Source organism: uncultured Methanospirillum sp. (assembly GCF_963668415.2).
Classification (GTDB): domain Archaea; phylum Halobacteriota; class Methanomicrobia; order Methanomicrobiales; family Methanospirillaceae; genus Methanospirillum.
On the sequence record NZ_CAXXDL010000001.1, the window covers coordinates 1533586 to 1553338 of the forward strand.

The window sequence follows — 19753 nt, forward strand, 5'->3', positions numbered from 1 at the left end:
ACCAGGGAGATCACTCCTGATAATCCTGATGCATGAGGATCTTCAGGCTGGTGACCATCCGCTTAAACGAGGAGGCGAGTTCACCGATCTCATCGTTACGGGAGATCGCAATGGTGACATCGGTCTCTCCCCTGCTGATCCGGTTTGCAGAATCGATCAGGATATGGATGTCCCTGATCATGGTCCGCGAGAAGACCGCGATGATAAGTCCGGCACACACAATACCGAGGATCAGGATGAGATAGATCGTCTGGCCGACAAAACTCATACGATTCTGGACAACTCCTGCATCCATATCGACACCCACGATGCCGATGACCTCACCGCCTGCGTTCTTTATCGGGGCATATGCCGCAAGTACAGTTCCCCACGGGCGTTTCACAAACTCGGGCTCAACCTGCCTTGTTGAGAAGGCATCAGTCATAGCAGTTGTAGGGGAATACTCAGCACTTCCAATCTTAAAATTCCGTTTACCGGTGTTGTACCCCGAATCAACGACATACTCTATCCCGGAACTGCCCTTTCGCATGGTATATATCTTGACGATCTCATCGTCTGATTTTGCCATCGCAGCGAGTTGTTCAGCATTCATCAGGTAGAGCACTTCAGACTCCATCCCAGGCTGAAGCTTGGAGATCTCGTTTCCATTCAGATCTGCGGCTGTTATCGAGGCGAGAGCGAGGAGTTCCTGCTGGGTTGACTCCTGGATCTTTCCAGATGAGGCACCATACGTGAAGAGGAACGTAAGCCCTGATATTACGAGTACGAGGATGACAAACCCTGCTGTGAGTTTGGTCATGATTGAATGGATCATGGATGTCATTGGATACCCCCTGTGCATCCGGTCTTCCGAGATGCACCATCGGTGAGAGGATGCTTCAGGTATGTCATGACGGATGATGAGAGGGCTGGATCAATAATAATTCTGAATATAATCTCCGGATTGACCCCGGACATCAGATGACACTGAGCACTCCGGAGATCTATAGGGAGATCGTGTCAATCATGGACCATTGCATCCGGAGTTATTCAGAAGAGAATAGCGACAAGAAAAGGCATACCAAACAGGTCTCAGGTTCAGAACAGGTGAGATAAACCGGGAAAAGAGGAGGACCCGGAATGAGTGTCCCAGGATCCTGCAGACAAAGAGGGAAATTAGGTGGTACCTATCCTCTTCCCCGATAGATCAGATCTTCTAAATTGTAGGTGAGATATGACTTCTCGTACTGTTGTTACTTGAGCGATACAAATCCCTGTTCTTCAACAATCTTCTGACCGTCAGCGCTCAGGAGGAAGTCAATGAAGTCCTTGGCTGAACCGGACGGTTCTCCATCGGTTATGAAGTATAAATCACGGGAAAGTGGGTATTCCTTGCTCTTGACGGTTGCTGTGGTTGGTTTGAGTTTCTTGCCGTCAATATCGAGGCTGACAACTTTTACTCCATCCTCAAAGCCCATACCCACGTACCCGATAGCATTCGGGGTCTGGGAGACGAACTGCTGCACTGCACCGTTTGAGTTCTTCTCAAGCATGAATGAGGTGAAGTCAGCCTTCTTGAGAACCTCGTTGAAGAAGAATTCTCGGGTTCCTGATGCACTGTCACGGCCTACAATCTCGAACTCAGCCTGTTCTCCGCCGACATCCTTCCAGCTCTTGTCTTTGCCGGTGTAGATATCCTTGATCTGGGAGAGAGTGAGTGATTCAACCTTGTTTGCCGGGTTGACAATGATTGCAATACCATCCTTTGCAACAGGTGTTGACACAAGTTTTGAGTAAGATGCCTTCTCGTCGGTGTTCATTTCACGGGAGGACATACCGATATCAACGGCACCCTTCCCGATTGCAGAGATACCGGCACCGGATCCGCCTCCGCTGACCTTGACATCTACGTCAGAGTGTTTGGCCATATATGCTTCGGCAACAGCCGAGGCGATGGGGAGAACGGTGGTTGAACCGGAGATCGTGACTGTTTTTCCTTCTGCACTCGCCGCTGCCGGAAGGACTGCAAGGACCACAAGGAGTCCTGCAACCAGGGCAAGTGCGGAGAGGCGTGAACCAGGTACATGCTGCGACATACGCATCACCTCCATAATCACGTGGGAATGATCATAGAGATTTTCTCATGAAAACCGGTGAACCATAGAGGAGTGAGAGAGTTCTATACCAACTATTCTTCTCTATAGATGGAAAAAGCACAGAGTGATCATTTCAGGATCAACAAGTAATACCAGAGATCCTGATCGCCCAATGGTGAACCGTCCACCCTTCTTTCAGCTTGATGAGGCTGATTCGCACAGATCCGCGCAATATCACAAATGTCCCCAATTATTTCAACAGAGAATATGATGGAAGATTAGAAGTCTGAACATCAGAAGAGAAGAATGCGTATGGAGAGGTTTAAGACCCCTTTGTTTCCACTGGAGTTCTCCCGGGTCCAGATTGTGAGTAAAGGTGCAGACAATGAACCTGGATCAGTGGATGAGAGTGTATATCGGGAGAAGAAATTCCTGAAAAGACTGGTAATTGTAAAAACCCAGATCACAGAGTCTGCAGAGAGATAATGTGTCAAAAGGCAGTGCTGATCAGAGAAAGGAAACGGACAAATATTTATCGAAATTTATTATATTCGGCCCGATTTAATTGAGAATACAGATATATACCACATATCTGCATGGCAAACAATCATAACCCCCAACTCATACTTACACCTCACCGAAATATGGGGAGGGATGGGGATCATACAACAGACAGAGACCAGGAGTGACCAAGGATCGGCATTCCACATACCTGATTGTGAATCATCCGACCCGCTCTCACCCAGTCTGTCATCTCAATCCAGGGAGAAGATTACCAGGAACTGCTCAACCAGGTCAACGATATTGTTTTCAGAATGACCATTCAGGGTGACCTGACCGAGGTGAGCCCGTCGGTCACCCGAATACTCGGGTATACCCCTGCAGATCTGATTGGAAAAAATATCACTCATTACCTCAACCCTGCCTCACTAGAAAAGGTCAGAGAAGAGATCTCGAACAAAATAACCCATCCGTCAGAATCGTCAAGATATGAACTATCTATTCAGGCACGTGATGGTAGGGAGGTCATCTGTGATGTCAATAGCAGACTTGTAAAAAGGACAGGCCAACACCCGGAGATCCTTGGAATCATCAGGGATACCACCGAACGACGCAAGATGGAAGATCTCATCAGAGCCAGCGAACACAAATTCCGTGACATCTACGAGAATGCAATAGAAGGGATATTCCAGACGTCAGTAAAAGGGGAGATTCTCAGCGCCAACAACTCGTTTGCACGGATGTACGGATATGATACACCAGCAGAATTCCTCAGCCAGGTTCACGATATCAGTTGTATTTACGCCAACCTGGATGACAGGCTGCGTATTCTTCAGGCTTTGAGCCAGCACAATTCGGTGCAGAACATCCATCTTGAGGTTGTAAGGAGGGATGGGGAGAAGCGGTGGATATCCCTGAATGCCCGTATGGTATCGCACCCTGCAGGGCATTACATCGAGGGTTCTGTTGTTGATATCACCGAAGAGGTCCTGCTGAAAAAGAGTCTGGAAGAGAAGGAGAGGATATACCGGCTGCTTGCCGAGAACGTGTCAGATGTCATCTGGACCGCTGACATGAACATGCGGGTCAATTACATCAGTCCCTCGGTCTGGCGTCTCCGCGGATACACCCCTGAAGAGGCCTCGCTCCAGCATCTGCACGAAGTGTACACACCAGATTCAATCCACACCCTGCTTGAAAGCAGGAGAAAAGGGTTGGATGATCTCACGACAGGGGATCACAGAACAGACATGGTCCAGTACCTGGAACTGGCGATGTACCATCGGGATGGACATGTGATATGGACTGAGACAGTCATCTCTCCAATCAGGGGAGAGGATGGCAGACCGATCGGAGTGGTAGGGAGTATCAGAGACATCAGTGCAAGGAAGCAGGTGGAACTCGCTCACCAGGAGATCGAGACACGGTTAAGCGAGGCACAACAGATAGCACAGATCGGGAACTGGGAGATGAACAGAAAAAACGGGATCATCACCTGTTCTGATGAGGTGTATAGGATTCTTGAGACCACACCTGATGCCATATCAGGGACAATCGACTCGTTCATCGCCTATATTCACCCTGATGACCGTGATGAGTTCAGATGCAGGTTTTTTCACCGAATCCAGGATTCAGAATTCAGGGAATCGGTATACCGCGGAGTTCTGGATAGCGGGAGGATAAAATATCTGCAGATCCGGGGGAGGTCTGTCAGCAAAGGTGGGGACGAGAACCTGATCGTCGGCACTGTCCAGGACATCACCGAAAGGATGACACTCGAGGATGAACGGAAACAACTGATCAGGCAGATCCAGCGGAACATGGCAGAACTCATGATCCTAAACGATGGAATCCGAAACCCGCTCGCTATTGTTGAAGCCGTCCTGGAATTTAAACCCAATAACTGCCACGAGGAGATCCTCACACAGATATCAAGGATAGATACGATGGTGAGCCAGCTTGACAAACGGTGGGCAGAATCAGAGAAGATCTTCTCGTACCTGCAGAAACATTATGGGATCAGTTGATTTGAGAAGTCGGGACCCAATAACACAACGTATTAATTTCACGCCACCTGACGCTGATCCATGAAGACCCAGTATTGGATCATTCTTGTTGTCATTATCCTTCTGGTTGGTATTGGCATCGGTTCGCTATTCACCCCAAAGGCGCCCACTGTCACAGTCATCGGTGCACAGATCAGTTCAGTCAATCTTTCAGCTATCGGGCTTGCATTTACTGTTGAGATTGACAGTTCTTATCCGGTCAGCATTCCGATCAAATCACTCACATATACAGTGGCATACCAGGGAAGAGAAGGACCAATACAACTAGCTTCTGGTGAAAAGAGCGGGATGATGATCAAGCCAGGCAAGCAGGAACTGGTCATACCAGTACTTGTCTCAAATCCGTCCATAATCAAATCGGCATTTGAGGTGATCAGGACCGGAGAGATCAAACTGATGATCAACGGAAACATTACCCCTGATATCCTTGGTATCGGCCCGGCTGTGCCATTCAGCAAAGAAGTAGCAGTTCCGGTTAAATTAGGGGACATAGGAGGAGATATCATCTCCAGTGTAGGGTCAATTGCAGGATCGATCCTTCAGTCAAGTACCTCCTGATGTGTATTAGGAATACCCCTTTTTTAGATTCAAATTTTCTTTCTACCGACAGGATGTTATTTATTAATTTGCCAAGCAAAACCGACAGGCTTATGGTAACCCCTGTGAGAGTATCTATTATCTAACCCTGCCTGGATAACAGGGAGAAGAGGAGGAATTATTCTGAAGGATAATACGAAAGAGAGGAAGTTAAAATTTTTAAATAATGCAACAATAGGCCAGAAGATCAGGATCATCTGCCTTTTACTTGTCATAGTACCGGTCCTTATCCTCGGGGCCATCGCATACACCAGTGCCTACAACGCAGTATACAGCGATATCAGACAGAACCTGGAGAACCAGGTTGTAGATATGCAGGATGCCAGTGCCACGGTCAACAACCTTACCCAGAACAAGGTGAACGACGACCTCAATATTCTGCGAAGTTCGTTTTACACCAAAGGGAAACCTGAGATCCGTGATGGAAAACTGGTGCTTACATCAGGATCGTCACAGTACGTTGTAAACGACAACTTTGAGATCGTCGACGGGGTACAGCAACTGGTCGGTGGAGCAGCAACGGTATTCCAGAAACAGGGTGACAAAGCGGTCAGGATCTCTACCAATGTCATCGGTGAAGACGGAAAGAGGGCCATAGGGACAACAGTCTCACAGGCCGTGTACGATGCTGTCATAAACAAGGGAGAAACCTACTATGGCACCGCCAACGTGGTAGGCAAGAAGTACATCACCGCATACGAACCTATCAAAAACAGCAGCGGTGAGATCATCGGGCTCCTCTTCGTCGGCGTTGACGAAAACGCAACCGTTGGTGTGCTCAAAGATCAGATAAAGGGAAAGAAGATCGGTGAGAAGGGATATATGTACATCCTCAACTCCACCGGATACACCATCGCCCACCCAACCAACGAAGGGAAGAACGATTCAGATCTTCCGTTCATCAAGGATATCATCACCAAAAAGAACGGATTCATCCAGTATTCATATAACGGCGTTGACAAGGTGGCCGCCTTCGCATATTATGAACCATTTGACTGGATCATCGTTGCAAATGGTTCACTTTCAGACTTTTTGAGCCCGATTGATGCGATCAGGAGCACCATCGTGCTCGTTATCATACTCGGATCCATTGCCGGGGTTGCGATCTCATACTGGTTCGGAAACTCGATATCAAGGCGGATGAACGAACTCGTTAACCTTTCAGAGCAGATTACTAAGGGAAACCTCTCGGTCAGCATCAGCGAGTCAGCAAGCAGGGACGAGATTGGAATCCTGAACAGATCCTTCCTTGAGGTTATCAGGACGTTTGAGCGGTTCAGGGATGAGGTCCAGACGATCAGTATTGCCGCAGCAGATGGGAACCTGAACGTACGGGGAGATCCGACCAAGTTCCAGGGTGATTATGCTCTCATCATCGGCGGGGTCAACAAGACCGTTGACGCAATGGCAACACCCATCAAGGAGGCGATGCGGCTATCTGGTGAGTACGCAAAGGGTGACTTTACCGCACGGGTAGATCCATCATTACAACTGAAAGGCGAGTTTGTTACCTTCAGGGATGCACTCAACAAGATCGGAGCAGACATCTCTGAAGCGATCTCCAAGGTCAAACAGGAGGTCGAGGAACTGGCAGGAGCCATGGGTGATGTAGGATCCAACGTCGACTCTATCACCGATGGGATTGTGCAGGCACACCGCAGCATCGAGGATGTATCTGCGGGAACCGGGCAGGTGGCCCAGATCGCAGGTGCGGTTAACACCCTGGCAGAACACAGCGGCAACAGCACCCAGCAGATCATGAATGCAATGCAGGATCTCGCCACAACAGTCTCTGCAGTTGCAGGTAAAATGAACGAGGTAACGGCCCTTACCGGCAGTGCCTCCGAGCTCTCTGGCCGTGGTAAGCAGGTTGCAGGAAGAGCTGAGACCGGGATGCAGGGGATCATGCACTCGTCTGCCGATATCGAGCGGATGGTCACTGATATCAGCAGCCAGATGAACGAGATCGGAAGGATTGTTGACATCATCAGTTCTATAGCAGAACAGACAAACCTACTTGCCCTGAACGCTGCGATAGAAGCAGCACGAGCAGGAGAGGCAGGACTCGGATTTGCAGTTGTTGCAGGTGAGGTCAAAGACCTTGCAACCGGGTCGCAGAAGTCTGCAGAGAACATCGCATCCATCATTACTGCCCTGCAGCAGAAGACGGTCGCGATCACCGCGGCTGTGAAGGTCTCTCTGACTGAGGTCAAGACCGGAGATGAGGCGGTCGGAGAATCACTTGCTATTTTCAGCGAAATCGTTGGCTCAATAGCAGAGATAGACCGTAACATGAATGAGGTTGCTGCAGCCAGCGAGGAGCAGGCTGCCTCTGTTGAAGAGGTCACCGCCACCGTGCATGAGTTCGGGGATATGGTTCAGCAGACTGCAAAGGAGTCTGTCGGGCTTGCAGCAGCAAGCGAAGAGTCGTCTGCAGCAGTTGACCAGATTGTGACCATGATCGATCATGTCAACACCTCGATGGACGAGATCAGAAGTGTCGTTAAAAACGCCCTTGAATCGACCCAGTTCATCGAGAATGAGATGAGCAGGTTTAAAATCTGAACCAATCAGTCATCCCTCTCTTCCCACTTTTTTCCCACTTGTTTATCGGGCTTCACCTCCAACACGTACTGACCGTGATCTCTTCTCCTGCAAGGCCGGTCCTCTTCATCCTTGCCGCTGCGTTGCTCTTCGGCTCTTCTGCCCCGATGGCTAAGATGGCACTGGCAGGCATAGCCCCGATCACCCTTGCAAGTATGATCTATCTTGGAAGTGGAGGCGGAACGGCAGTATACCGGCTTTTTCGCCATCTCCGGGGAGTCACCACCACTGAGCCGCCGCTCACAAGGGCTGCTGTTCCCTGGGTAATCGGTGCCTCCTTCTTTGGTGCCGTGCTCGCAACAACCAGCCTCACACTCTCGCTCCGATCGGTAACAGCCTGGGAGGCATCGGTTCTGCTCAGCTTTGAGGCTGTTGCAACCGCACTCGTAGCCAGGATAGTTTCAGGAGAGCGGGCAGGAAAGCGGGTCTGGACGGCACTCGGGTGCATCACCCTTGCCTGCATAACGCTTGCATGGAGGCCTGAACTGCCGCTCGGACTCTCGATAGGAGCAGCAGGAATCCTCTTCACCTGCCTCTGCTGGGGAGTTGACACCAGCTGCTCCCGACAGGTTGCGGGCCGGGATCCCCTTGCAATCGTGATGTATAAAGGCCTCTTTGCAGGAGTGATTACCTTCATTGTAGCCAGGATCATCGGAGAACCACTCCCGGGTGCCATGCCTGTGGCGGCAGCAGCCCTCATCGGGATGACCGGGTTCGGCGGCCTGATGACCTTCTGCTTCCTGAAAGCACTGCGTGACCTCGGACCGGCACGGACCGGTTCATACTTCGGGATCAACCCGGTGTTCGGAATCATCGTAGGTCTGATCCTCTTCAGGGATCTTCCCGGGCTGATCTTCATCCCGGCTGTCTGTCTGATGCTCACCGGGATCGTGATCCTGCTAACCGAACATCACAGCCATCCCCACCGGCATATGCCAGAGGTACATGATCACCGGCACCGGCACGATGATGACCACCATAAGCATCTCCACCCGAAAGGGACACCACAAACCGGGCCTGACGGGTATCATACTCATCTCCATTCGCACGAGGAGATTGTGCATGAGCACGAGCATACCCCTGACATTCATCATCAACACCGGCACAAACGGCAGGTTGTATCCAAAGAACAAAGGTAGAATCATACTTCCTGCAGCGCAGAATTAAGAAGAATCCGGTCCAATGGATTCACATGTTTGCAAAACGGATCGATAACCTCCCCCCGTACCTCTTCGCCCGCATCGACGAGATGAAGGCAAAGAAACGCGGCGAAGGGGTGGATGTCATCGACCTCGGGGTTGGAGATCCCGACCTTCCCACCCCGCCCCATATTGTGCAGGCACTCATCGATGCTGCACAGGATCCAGACAATCATCATTACCCATCATATCTCGGGATGCAGGCATTCCGCGAGGCAGTCGCCGGATGGTATAAGCGCCGGTTCTCCGTAGACCTCGACCCGTCATCAGAGATCATCTCTCTGATGGGATCAAAGGACGGGGTTGCCCACATCCCTGAAGCACTCGTCAACCCGGGCGACTACGTCCTCGTCCCAAGCCCCGGATACCCGGTGTACTCAACCGGAGCGCTCTTCTCAGAGGGAAAAGTCCATGAGATGCCACTCCTTCGTGAGAATAAATTCCTCCCTGACCTCGATGCAATTCCAAAAGATATTGCGAAGAAGTCAAAACTCATGTGGATCAACTACCCGAACAACCCCACCTCAGCCATCGCTCCCCCCAAATTCTTTGAAGAGGTCGTGCAGTTCGCACGTGAGAACGAGATCGTGGTGGTGAGTGACAACGCGTACTCTGAAGTCTCCTTTGATGGATACAAGGCTCCCTCGTTCCTGGAGACTGACGGGGCATCAGAGGTTGGTATCGAGATGCACTCGCTCTCCAAGACCTACAATATGACCGGCTGGCGTATCGGGATGGCAGTCGGAAACAAGGAGATCATCAGGGGTCTTGGAGTCGTCAAGACCAACATCGACTCGGGAACCTTCAACCCGGTGCAGCATGCTGCCATTGCGGCACTTTCAGGCCCGCAGGACTGCGTTGCAGAGGCGTGTTCCATCTACCAGGAACGCCGTGATGTCCTGGTATCAGGCCTGCAGAAACTCGGGTTCGATATCCAGGCACCAAAGGCGACCTTCTATGTCTGGCTGAAGGTCGAAGGCAGTATGGCAACCGCTGCAAAGATGCTGAACGAGACAGGAATTGTCGTCACCCCGGGTATCGGATTTGGTAAATCCGGCGAGGGATATGTCAGGTTCGCAATCACCAGATCTGTTGACCGGATTCGCGAAGCTATAGACAGGATGGAGTCGGTATCATGGTAATGACCCTTCCGGAGCACATCTCTATCAAAGACCGGCACCTCTGGATCAACGGGTGCGATGCAGTAGAACTCGCATTCAAATATGGCACCCCCCTGTACGTCACAGACGAGGACCGGATCAGGGCAAACTTTCACGGATACAAGAAGGCTCTCACAGCCCGCTATCCTGCCATCAGAATCCTCTATGCTGCAAAGGCAAACGGAAATCCTGCCATCCTGAAGATCCTTGCACAGGAGGGGGCAGGAGCAGATGTCTTCTCATCAGGTGAACTTAGCATCGCCCTGCAGGCAGGGATGAAACCTGAGTACCTCCTCTTTAACGGAAGTTCAAAGACCGAGGCTGATCACCGGCTTGCAGTTGAGAAAGGGGTCAGAGTATCACTCGACTCCATCGATGAACTGATGCAGCTCGACCGGATCGCAGGTGAGGCAGGAAAGGTCGTCGAGATCTCGTTCAGGGTGAACCCTGCCATCGATGTCCCGACCCACCCGAAGATCGCTACCGGACTTGCAACCTCCAAGTTCGGTATCCCTGCAGTCGCAATCACCGAGGCATATGCCCAGGCACTCGCATGTAACCATGTAATCCCGGTCGGGATACACTGTCACATCGGGTCGCAGATCCTCTCTGTCGAGCCGTTTGCCAAAGAGGCACAGGTGCTGATGGAGGTTGTGGCAGAGCTCCACAAGATGGGAGTGAAATTTAAGTTCGTCGACCTCGGTGGCGGTCTTGGTGTCTGCTACGAGCACACCGGCGATCCGGCACCGGCGTTTGCCGCCTACGCAGATGCGGTCATGCCCGAGATCACTGCGACATTCACGAGACTTGGTATCTCTCCCGAGATCTGGATAGAGCCAGGCAGATCAATGGTCTGTGATTCAACGATCCTGCTCACGAAGGTCAACTCAGTGAAAAATGCTCACAAGACCTTTGTGAACGTGGATGCAGGGTTTAACACGCTGATCAGACCTGCAATGTATGACTCGTACCACGAGGTTGTAGTTGCAAACCAGGCGGGAGAAAAGCCGGAAGAGACATACACCATCACCGGCCCGATCTGTGAGACCGGTGATATCCTTGCCCATGACCGGGAACTTCCTGCTGTCCAGGCAGGCGATCTCATCGCCCTCCTTGATGCCGGGGCGTATGGCTACTCAATGGCATCACAGTACAATGGTAGGGGTCGCTGCGCTGAAGTACTGGTGAAAGGAAAGGAGTCAGCCCTGATGCGAAGGGCTGAGACACTCGAAGACCTGCTGGCAGCCGTGGTAACTCCCCCGTGGCTGTAAGAATGGTGAGAACAGCACCTTTTTTTCAGTCTCACCCGGGCATTGAGTCCAGAGGAGGAAGCCCGTGGTAAGGTACCACTACGCACTCGTTGATGATCTGATCAGCAGGGAAGAGTTTGACAAGAGGATCGAGAAGAAGATCGAGGACTGCGGAAACCTTGCCGATGAAGTGGCTGCTGCCCTGCTAGTTGTCAGGGATCTGGGCCGTTCCCATGTGAAGATCAAGGGATTACGTGGCAGATCCTCGCTCTTCTGCTTTTATGCAAAGATCCTTGCCTGCTCGGACGTAAAGGAGTTTGACCGGCCTGAAGGGAATAAGGGGCTTGTCGCACGGGTAACTGTCGCTGACGAGACAGGGCAGACCGATCTTGTCTTCTGGGACGAACAGGCATCAGCAATCAGCGAGTCGTTCGAGGCAGGAGAGGTTGTCGAGGTGATCGGCAGGCACGGAAAGAGCCTGAAGGAGATTCAACCCCTCAACCTGCGTAAGACGCATGTCGAGATAGACTGTGAGATGACTCCGAAGGAGCATAAGCAGCCTGAACGAAAGGACACCAATCTCCTGATCATCAGCCTGCAGCCAGCTAAATCATTCACGAGAAAGGACGGAACAAGCGGTGAGATGATCAGCGGGATCGTCGGTGATACTACAGGAACTGCACGGCTCCTCTGCTGGGATGCAGCGATGCTCACCGGCTGTACACCGGGAATGGCTGTGAGTGCATCAGGCATTCTTGAAAAGGAAGGGGATTTTGGTGGCAGGGAGATCGTGATCGATGAGAACACCCTGATGGCCCCTGCAGAAGAGCGGCCGGATATCCCGCACACACCCCTCGGTGATGTGAAACCCGACCAGACCGTGACAGTTTCAGGGGACCTTGTGCAGGTCCAGCCTCCCCGCCCGTTCACGAGGCGGGACGGGACCTCTTCATGGGTACGGAATGTCAGGATATCTGATGGAACTGCCACTCTTCCCCTCGTGCTCTGGGACGACGAGGCCTCACGGTCGCTTCTCGCCGGTGAAAAGGTGATTGCCTACCATGTTCCTGCACGGGTAGGCAGAACCGGGGAGACCGAACTCTCAGTGGGACGGGGAAGCTGCCTGCTCATCGTCCCTGACGAGAACGGGGAGCGGATCAGCATAGATGGGACGGTCATCGAGACACCCACGGGCAAGGTCATCGACGACGGCGTGCAGGCATTCCTGATCGAGGGACCATACCAGCACGGGATCGAGATCACCTTTCACGGAATTGTGAGTGGGAAAAGGCTGTTTATTGACGGTAATGAGAAAAGCAACATTTCTCTGGAGGTTGTTCAGGCTGGCCTCGGGCAGTTACTTCAGAGCCTCGGATGAGTCAGAAAAAATACTTTCACCCAGTGATTTGCACGACTATAAAAAGTTGTTCCAATTACAAACGGAATTTTTTGAGATAATAACTGATTAAATCCCTTTTTTCCATTACACCCCGATCACCCTTCCATCCGATGCAGCAGATTTCAGTTGTCTTCTGATCCACACCAGACCACGTCATCACCGACAGGCTAACGGAGGCTGTATCAACGGTTTTCTGCCAGGTTTTTGCATGTGCCGATCATATCGCGAAAGTATTAAAATCTGATTAAAGGTCTTTTTTTTGCGATCAAAGAATATTTAACAGGATATCAGGCATCAGAAATTTATCTCATTTCACTTTCGCCCTGTTTCACTGAAGTTTAAATGGGGGTCTGAGTGATGGGTAGTGTAGGGATAGAACATTATGGCAGCAGAAGCATACCAACTTGAGGATATACCAGGCGTCGGACCAACCACTGCAGAAAAACTCCGTGAAGCAGGATACGAGACTGTCGAAAAGATTGCACAGTCGTCTGCATCTGAACTTTACGAGCTGGCCGAGATCGGTGAAGCGACGGCCCGCAAGATGATCAAGTGGTGTGTTTCCCAGACCACCGAGGGTGGCGAGGGTGAGACTGATGAAGGGCCATCTGATGCTGGTTCAGATAATGTGTCTATGAATGCCAAAAGACTGGAGATCGAGGATATACCAGGTGTGGGACCTGCGATTGCAGAGAAACTTCGTGATGGAGGATTCCTGACGATCGAAGGGATTGCAACCGCTACCCCGTCAACACTCTCTGAAGCGGCTGAGATCGGAGAATCAACCGCCAAGAAGATGATCAAGTGGTGCCGGGAACAGGCAGACATAGGAGGTTTCAAGACCGGGACCGAGGTCTTTGAAGCACGACTTCTTATTAAGAAACTCAGGACCCTGGTTCCGGAAGTTGATGAACTTCTGGGAGGCGGATTTGAGACACAGGCAATTTCAGAACTCTACGGTGAGTTCGGTTCAGGTAAATCCCAGATCGTCCATCAGCTTGCAGTGAACGTCCAACTCCCGGAGGAACTTGGTGGGCTCAATGGCTCGGTCATCTACGTGGACACCGAGAATACCTTCAGACCTGAACGTATCGAACAGATGGTAAATGGACTTGAGATCGAAGGTGCCGACCCACAGGAGTTTCTCAAGAACATCCATGTGGCCCGGGCCCAGACCTCTGATCACCAGATGCTCCTTATTGAGAATACTCATGAACTTGCAGAAGAACTCAAGAATCAGGGAAAGCCGGTAAAACTGATCATCGTGGACTCACTCACCGGTCTCTTCAGGTCAGAGTATGCAGGCAGGGGAACCCTGGCTGAACGTCAGCAGAAACTGAACAGGCATATGCATGATATCTTTAAACTTTGCGACGAGTACAACGCAATCGGGCTCGTCACCAACCAGGTAATGTCAAACCCGGCCGTCTTCTTCGGTGACCCGACAAAACCGATCGGAGGAAACATCGTCGGACACACGGCAACATTCAGGGTCTATCTGAGAAAGAGCAAGGGAGGAAAGCGTATCTTCAGACTGGTGGACAGTCCAAACCTGCCAGATGGTGAAGCTACATTCCTCGTGGAAGAGGGTGGCCTCAGGGCCTGTTAAGTTGTGCTGCGAGCAGTCATCACAGATATAGACGGAACACTTACTGACGAGAGACGCAGGCTCAGTACGTGTGCAATAGAAACAATCAGAATACTTCAGGATAACGGGATTCAGGTGGTTCTCGCGAGTGGAAACACCTCCTGCATCCTCAAGGGTCTTTCCAAGCTTATCGGAACCAGCGGGACATTCATAGGCGAGAATGGCGGAGTATACAGAGTAGGATTTACCGGAGAACTAAAGATCCTTCCTAACCGCCAGATAGCCCTTGATGCCCTTGATCTCCTGACCAGGCACTTTCAGGAGCAGGGGATCACCCTTGACATGTACTCACCGAGGGAACGGTTTGCAGATGTTGCATTTGCCCGCAATGTTCCGGTAGATGAGGTCAGAGGTCTTCTCGCCAACTGGAATGTTTCAGTTCTTGACACCAATTTTGCTATTCATATCCAGGAGAAGGGCTTTAGTAAAGGGTCCACCTTCAGACATATCGCTGGAGATCTCGGCATACCACAGTCAGAGTTTCTTGCCATCGGTGACTCTGAGAATGATACCGACATGATACAGGCTGCAGGTATGGGATGCTGCGTTGCAAATGCGGGACAGGAAGTAAAACAGGCTGCCGCGTATATCTCTTCGATTCCGTATGGAGAAGGATTTGTTGAGGTTATGACCCGGTTCTTCCCTCACATTTTTGAGAGATAGCGGTCAATCACGATAAAATCCTTAATATCCCGAACGGATTCGAACGGAACCATCATCCGGTCGCCATCCATCTGGTATCCGGTTGTGTCATATGTCTCGTCCGGTTCGATGATGAGGTCAGTTATCTGTCCGGTATCAAAATCAACCATAAGGTTGCGCAGCTCGCCGATGGCTTTCCCGTCGTTGGTCATGATCTGCTTGTGGGAGAGACTCCGTGCAAGTACCGCTTTCATTACAGATTTTTCAGTCGTGAATGATATTAAAGATACTTTTTTGAAAGGACCTTCTACCCGTTTATCCTATGGAACAGGCTCACTGATGATTATGAGCACCAGGAGCGTCCGTTGAGCGCAAAACTTATGCATTCATCTCTGTTTAGACAGTCTCATTCATGACCCAGTCAATATATCCTGAAAACCCCTTTGAGACCGGCAGTGCGATGATCTCAGGTACCTCATACGGGTGGATGGCCCTGATGGTAGAAATAAGGTCATCAATGCAATGGTTCGCAGTTTTAATGATGAGTAGGTCTTCGTGTTCATCACAGAGATGTCCTTCCCACCGGTAGAGGGAACGAACCGGCGTGATGTTTACACAGGCCACCAGTCGGCGCTCCAGGAGTTCCCGGGCGATCCTGGTCGAATCATCAGAAGGGGCAGTGCAGTAGATAACCGAGATATCAGAGGGGTTCTGGTCAGCCATTGATAGTTCTCGGTCTTGTGGATATATGAAGATCATTCACGGTCAAGGGAGGTGACAAATAGGTTTAAGTTCGGAGAGGTTGTTCTAATATAAGCATCTGTGCTGTTGTGGCCTAGTTGGTTAGGGCGCCAGACTCATAAGAGAAATCTGAGATATCTGGAGGTCGCGGGTTCGGATCCCGTCAACAGCATACTAATTTCGGGCTGGGATCTTTAAACACAATTCCGGCTTGGATTGAGATTCTTTTTTTGTAAATCAAATAGATTTTAAAATTATTAGAATTATCGATGGTTGCAAAGGTACTACTTGGTTATATCAGCCCATACCCAGCAGTTTCCGCAATGTTCATCAACACCCCCAATCTGATCCCATTCTGTCACTAAAATTCATATAAAACCAGAATGAAAATTTTCATTTCACAAGTTGTGTATTCTGAAAGGGGTATAGTAATCCTCAGAAAATCCCACCGATGAGAAACTATTTCATATGACACATCATTGTGGTTCTGCAGACGGATCAGTAAATTCTTACAATAGTTTTGAAAATATCATTTTTGTTGATTAAATTCACTTCTATTTTTATGTAATTCTCTGTAGCAGTAAAATCAATTTTTTATCTGCGTCGAACCTTTTGCAAAACCCAGGACAGGAATTTAATGAACGGAAATAAGTTATACGTAGGCAATCTCTCCTATTCAACAAAAGAGAATGAACTCACAGATCTGTTTTCAACCTACGGTCAGGTCGTAAGTGCGAAAATCATCGAGAACAAAGGATTTGCATTTGTCGAGATGGGATCATCAGACGAAGCTCAGGCAGCTCTCGATGCGCTGAATAACGCCGATTTTGGCGGAAGAACGTTAAAAATTGACGAGGCACGCCCGATGCAGCCAAGGACAAACTTTGGCGATAACAGAGGCGGAAGTTCTTCCGGCGGCTTTAACAAAAGACGTTACTAATTCTAAAGTAACTCAAAAATCCTTTTTCTCACCGATATTCTTTTAAAAAATATATCGATGGTTCTGTTTTTTCATTGAATTATCTGGTTTATTCCAGAACCAATAAAAAAAGTAAGGTTATACGTACTTATTTCTTCGTAACCAGTCCCGCTGGGGAGGGGTGTATCGATAAATAATGTCACATTTCTCGTCCTGGAATGACCATGGAACAATGATAATTATATCCCCTTCGCGAATCCAGACACGGCGTTTCATCTTCCCCTTGATTCTTCCAAGGCGGCTTACTCCGTCAGAACTACGGACACGTATATGAAAAGACCCAAGCATCAGTTCTGCAATCGCAAACTGTTCACCCTTCCTGCTATTAGGAAGTTTGACTCGTATAGTATCCGCTTCAGGTTGTCCTGGAACCCCGGGTGCCGGACTGGTATTTGAATCGCCATCTGTCTCTGTTATCTAATCAACTCCTGTAAAAAGTGCAAAGGAACTACGAAAAGCCTGGCAGAAAGAAATTTACAAGGTTTGAGCATTCAGTTCGCACTAGTAACTATGACGAAATTTCTCTTTTGAAAAAACGTAGTTAGTTGTCTAAATAAACGGCCTCAAAGCGTATGTATGTATCGGTGAAAAAAATAATGGAGAAATTGTAAATATTTCAAATTATGTCAGTAATCAGAGATAACCAGCCTGGCCGTCAGTAAAATCAAAAAAGGAGGATGTGGGTGTTTGAGAGGAGAGATGACGGCCATTGTGGTGATTATCAGGGGTCATGTCAAGGCACATAATCCCAGGCACAAACGGGAGGATTTGACCCGCCCGTTCATCTGTTCTCCGCCGTTCTCACGGCATTACAATTTAAACAAATATCCGGACAGGTTGTTATCCGGGCAGTTTCACCAGGTCATTGAGGAGATCAACGATCTCAATCTCTCCCGTCTTGTCTGCCTTTATAGCCATGAAAGCGCCACGAACTACTGACACATACCGCAGATACATCAGGATCGTGGCTATCCCGGTTGAGAGAGCGATCACCAGAGATAGCACGGTTATGATGTTCATGAGGTTCATGATTCACCTCCGTATTCTACATACAGTAGTTCACCAACTCAATTTTTCGACGCCGAGTGCAATTCGGCACCTTAATATAGATATGAGTTGCCCCCTGCGGCATATCAGTTTAAATCCAATCCTGCGACAAATTGCCCTTCAATTAGCGAGAAGACGTGCTTTAGAAGGGTCGTTTCTGCGCTTGACAATACTCTTCAAATCCCGATTCGAGGAAAACTGAACCAGAGAAAAGTTATTGAAACAGTCGTCGGAATGGCTTCTAATCAGGGATCAATTCATTCAACAACGAATAGTCTTGTTAATGTTCCTTGTGAAACCTCAATGCGGCACCACCTTCAGAAACTTGACTTTGACTTTCTTCAGGAAAATAATGTAGAAATACTAACCTCTGATGCAATATCCATCCTTAATCCTGGAACAGCGTATAAATTCGCAATAGATTTTACGTTGGATCCCTACTATGGTAATCAAACCCAGGAAAACTGTGATTATATTGTCCGAAGCCAGAAAAAGAAGTCTACAAACGATTTTTACGGATACGCAACTCTGTATGTCATTAACAAAAACCGTCAGCTTACTTTATCCATCCTCCCGATGCATCCGGAGTTCTCTTCAGCTTACTATGTAGCATACTTTTTGGACGTAATAAAGTCATTAAACCTGAAGATGGAGGTTTTATGTTTAGATCGTGGTTTTTATAGTAAAAAAGTTATCAAACTATTACAGATCTGCGATGTGCCTCACATTATCCCAGTAAAAAGACATGGAAAACGGATGATAGAGTTATTAGACGGAAGAGGATCAAGGTTTGACACCTATACAATGAAGGACCGAAAGTGTCCAGTTACTTTCAGATTAGCTGTTGTTACCACATACTCGAAAGGGAAAAGAGGGAAGAACAAAGCGATTAACTATGGATATGTTGTATTTGGAATAGATTGGAAGTTCAAAAAGATTTTCAACATATATCGTACTCGATTCGCAATTGAATCATCTTATAGGATGAGAAACCGGTCAAAGCCTAAAACATCGTCTAAAAGTGTAAAACTTAGGTATTTTTACGCCATAGTTTCAATGCTCTTAAAGAATATTTGGCTTGCGATAGCATGGGATTATTTTTCACCTATCCAGACAGGTCCTCGTGTAATTATTTTGCGTGCATTCAGGTTTGAATGGTTCCTTGATCTCCTTTGGAATTATACAAAAAAGTTGAGAAAGGTTAGGACTCGAATTCCCTCATACAGGGTTCCAATTGAGAGATCTCGATATAGTTACGTTAAATAATTAATATCTGTAAATGAGTTAGCGAACTACTGACATACTCTGATACATTCATCCTTCCCGCTGCTACTGATCGCTCTTCCTGCGACCGGTTCATGGATTCAGACCGTTTACTCAGAGACATCAGCCCATTACCATTGATATCTGTCCCTGCAGTGGTCAGATTCTCTGTAAGACCCCTGACTCCGGTATAATTCCCGGATGACAGAATACCCCGGGTTTCAATCTCATTCCTCTGTTCAGGATTCGTATCTGAACGGGCAAACAGGCACCTCCAGAACTCATCTTTTGGTGCATTTGTCTGTTTTGAGTACTCTGATACACCGAGCGGACCGGTTGACGATATCCGTGTCTGTGTGTCAAGAGCCTTTGAAAAGTCAACTGATCGGGTTACCGTTGATGTGTCAGTTGTGAACATGAGTCCGGCATATGACCGGTCTCCGGTAACGGAAGACTTGATCCAACTGGATCCGTCAACCGAGATCGAAGACGAGATCAGATCTGCCGAGATCCAGCCAGCAAGGGCAAGACAAACGATTCCGGTGGTTAAAAGAATCTTCTTCATCTTCATCAGCCTCGAAT

The 19753-nt window shown here is 49.1% G+C and carries 21 protein-coding genes, 1 tRNA gene and 1 pseudogene; 15 read left to right on the forward strand and 8 right to left on the reverse strand.

Translation table 11 applies throughout. The features are described from left to right. Window positions 1-10: 10 nt before the first annotated feature. On the reverse strand, window positions 11-823 hold the full coding sequence (locus ACHZA2_RS07070) for a HAMP domain-containing protein (protein ID WP_319579146.1): 813 nt from the start codon (window positions 821-823) through the stop codon (window positions 11-13). A gap of 137 nt (window positions 824-960) precedes the next feature. Here ACHZA2_RS07070 and ACHZA2_RS07075 point away from each other — a divergent pair, with 137 nt between their 5' ends. Then, window positions 961-1095 (forward strand): hypothetical protein, encoded by a 135-nt coding sequence (locus tag ACHZA2_RS07075; RefSeq protein WP_319579148.1) that lies wholly within the window; start codon window positions 961-963, stop codon window positions 1093-1095. A gap of 137 nt (window positions 1096-1232) precedes the next feature. Here ACHZA2_RS07075 and ACHZA2_RS07080 read toward each other — a convergent pair whose 3' ends face one another. After that, entirely contained in the window at window positions 1233-2075 is an 843-nt protein-coding gene (locus ACHZA2_RS07080; protein ID WP_319579149.1) for a phosphate ABC transporter substrate-binding protein, read from the reverse strand. Window positions 2076-2387: 312 nt separating this feature from the next. On the opposite strand from ACHZA2_RS07080, the gene ACHZA2_RS07085 reads away from it, so the two are divergent. From ACHZA2_RS07085 to ACHZA2_RS07095, 3 genes are all read left to right on the forward strand, one after another. Continuing rightward, window positions 2388-2561, forward strand: coding sequence for a hypothetical protein (locus tag ACHZA2_RS07085; RefSeq protein ID WP_319579150.1), 174 nt, complete (start codon window positions 2388-2390; stop codon window positions 2559-2561). Between the two features lie 272 nt (window positions 2562-2833). Next, window positions 2834-4603, forward strand: a complete 1770-nt coding sequence (locus ACHZA2_RS07090; RefSeq protein WP_319580948.1) for a PAS domain S-box protein — start codon at window positions 2834-2836, stop codon at window positions 4601-4603. A gap of 60 nt (window positions 4604-4663) precedes the next feature. Next, window positions 4664-5200, forward strand: a complete 537-nt coding sequence (locus ACHZA2_RS07095) for a hypothetical protein (protein ID WP_319579151.1) — start codon at window positions 4664-4666, stop codon at window positions 5198-5200. Window positions 5201-5256: 56 nt separating this feature from the next. On the opposite strand, the gene ACHZA2_RS07100 is transcribed toward ACHZA2_RS07095, so the two are convergent. Continuing rightward, on the reverse strand, window positions 5257-5454 hold the full coding sequence (locus tag ACHZA2_RS07100; RefSeq protein ID WP_319579152.1) for a hypothetical protein: 198 nt from the start codon (window positions 5452-5454) through the stop codon (window positions 5257-5259). Here ACHZA2_RS07100 and ACHZA2_RS07105 point away from each other — a divergent pair. From ACHZA2_RS07105 to ACHZA2_RS07140, 8 genes and pseudogenes are all read left to right on the forward strand, one after another. Then, window positions 5435-7804, forward strand: coding sequence for a Cache 3/Cache 2 fusion domain-containing protein (locus ACHZA2_RS07105; RefSeq protein WP_319580949.1), 2370 nt, complete (start codon window positions 5435-5437; stop codon window positions 7802-7804). The two genes, ACHZA2_RS07100 and ACHZA2_RS07105, sit on opposite strands and share 20 nt — an antisense overlap. A gap of 74 nt (window positions 7805-7878) precedes the next feature. Beyond that, window positions 7879-8982, forward strand: a complete 1104-nt coding sequence (locus ACHZA2_RS07110; protein WP_319579153.1) for a DMT family transporter — start codon at window positions 7879-7881, stop codon at window positions 8980-8982. Window positions 8983-9035: 53 nt separating this feature from the next. Next, window positions 9036-10184 (forward strand): LL-diaminopimelate aminotransferase, encoded by a 1149-nt coding sequence (locus ACHZA2_RS07115; protein ID WP_319579154.1) that lies wholly within the window; start codon window positions 9036-9038, stop codon window positions 10182-10184. Further along, complete coding sequence (gene lysA / locus ACHZA2_RS07120; protein WP_319580950.1) at window positions 10184-11473, forward strand: diaminopimelate decarboxylase; 1290 nt, start codon at window positions 10184-10186, stop codon at window positions 11471-11473. Before ACHZA2_RS07115 ends, lysA begins: the two co-directional genes overlap by 1 nt. A gap of 64 nt (window positions 11474-11537) precedes the next feature. Next, entirely contained in the window at window positions 11538-12830 is a 1293-nt protein-coding gene (locus ACHZA2_RS07125; protein ID WP_319579155.1) for an OB-fold nucleic acid binding domain-containing protein, read from the forward strand. Window positions 12831-13233: 403 nt separating this feature from the next. Beyond that, window positions 13234-13398 (forward strand): annotated as a pseudogene (locus ACHZA2_RS07130) (helix-hairpin-helix domain-containing protein); the annotation flags it as partial. 87 nt (window positions 13399-13485) lie between these two features. Next, on the forward strand, window positions 13486-14460 hold the full coding sequence (gene radA, locus ACHZA2_RS07135; RefSeq protein WP_319540921.1) for a DNA repair and recombination protein RadA: 975 nt from the start codon (window positions 13486-13488) through the stop codon (window positions 14458-14460). A 3-nt stretch (window positions 14461-14463) separates the two neighbouring features. Beyond that, window positions 14464-15162: a phosphoglycolate phosphatase gene (locus ACHZA2_RS07140; protein ID WP_319539480.1), complete on the forward strand. Its 699-nt coding sequence runs from the start codon at window positions 14464-14466 to the stop codon at window positions 15160-15162. On the opposite strand, the gene ACHZA2_RS07145 is transcribed toward ACHZA2_RS07140, so the two are convergent. Continuing rightward, a complete protein-coding gene (locus ACHZA2_RS07145) occupies window positions 15144-15395 on the reverse strand; it encodes a PRC-barrel domain-containing protein (RefSeq protein WP_319539479.1) in 252 nt (83 codons plus the stop codon). The two genes, ACHZA2_RS07140 and ACHZA2_RS07145, sit on opposite strands and share 19 nt — an antisense overlap. A 142-nt stretch (window positions 15396-15537) precedes the next feature. After that, window positions 15538-15864: a divalent-cation tolerance protein CutA gene (cutA, locus tag ACHZA2_RS07150; RefSeq protein WP_319539478.1), complete on the reverse strand. Its 327-nt coding sequence runs from the start codon at window positions 15862-15864 to the stop codon at window positions 15538-15540. Between the two features lie 101 nt (window positions 15865-15965). On the opposite strand from cutA, the gene ACHZA2_RS07155 reads away from it, so the two are divergent. Further along, window positions 15966-16054 (forward strand) — tRNA-Met (locus tag ACHZA2_RS07155). A 465-nt stretch (window positions 16055-16519) separates the two neighbouring features. Further along, window positions 16520-16822 carry an RNA-binding protein gene (locus ACHZA2_RS07160; protein WP_319539477.1) on the forward strand — a complete coding sequence of 101 codons (303 nt, stop codon included), beginning with the start codon at window positions 16520-16522 and terminating at the stop codon, window positions 16820-16822. Between the two features lie 117 nt (window positions 16823-16939). On the opposite strand, the gene eif1A is transcribed toward ACHZA2_RS07160, so the two are convergent. Together eif1A and ACHZA2_RS07170 are read right to left on the reverse strand one after the other, a co-directional pair. Further along, window positions 16940-17278 carry a translation initiation factor eIF-1A gene (gene eif1A / locus ACHZA2_RS07165; RefSeq protein ID WP_319540920.1) on the reverse strand — a complete coding sequence of 113 codons (339 nt, stop codon included), beginning with the start codon at window positions 17276-17278 and terminating at the stop codon, window positions 16940-16942. A 423-nt stretch (window positions 17279-17701) separates the two neighbouring features. Next, window positions 17702-17890, reverse strand: a complete 189-nt coding sequence (locus ACHZA2_RS07170) for a hypothetical protein (protein WP_319579156.1) — start codon at window positions 17888-17890, stop codon at window positions 17702-17704. An 87-nt stretch (window positions 17891-17977) separates the two neighbouring features. On the opposite strand from ACHZA2_RS07170, the gene ACHZA2_RS07175 reads away from it, so the two are divergent. Then, window positions 17978-19174 (forward strand): ISH3 family transposase, encoded by a 1197-nt coding sequence (locus ACHZA2_RS07175; protein ID WP_319579157.1) that lies wholly within the window; start codon window positions 17978-17980, stop codon window positions 19172-19174. Here ACHZA2_RS07175 and ACHZA2_RS07180 read toward each other — a convergent pair. Beyond that, the gene (locus ACHZA2_RS07180) at window positions 19167-19742 is read right to left on the reverse strand and encodes a hypothetical protein (protein WP_319579158.1); all 576 of its coding nucleotides are present in this window, start codon (window positions 19740-19742) and stop codon (window positions 19167-19169) included. The genes ACHZA2_RS07175 and ACHZA2_RS07180 overlap by 8 nt on opposite strands. Window positions 19743-19753 lie beyond the last annotated feature (11 nt).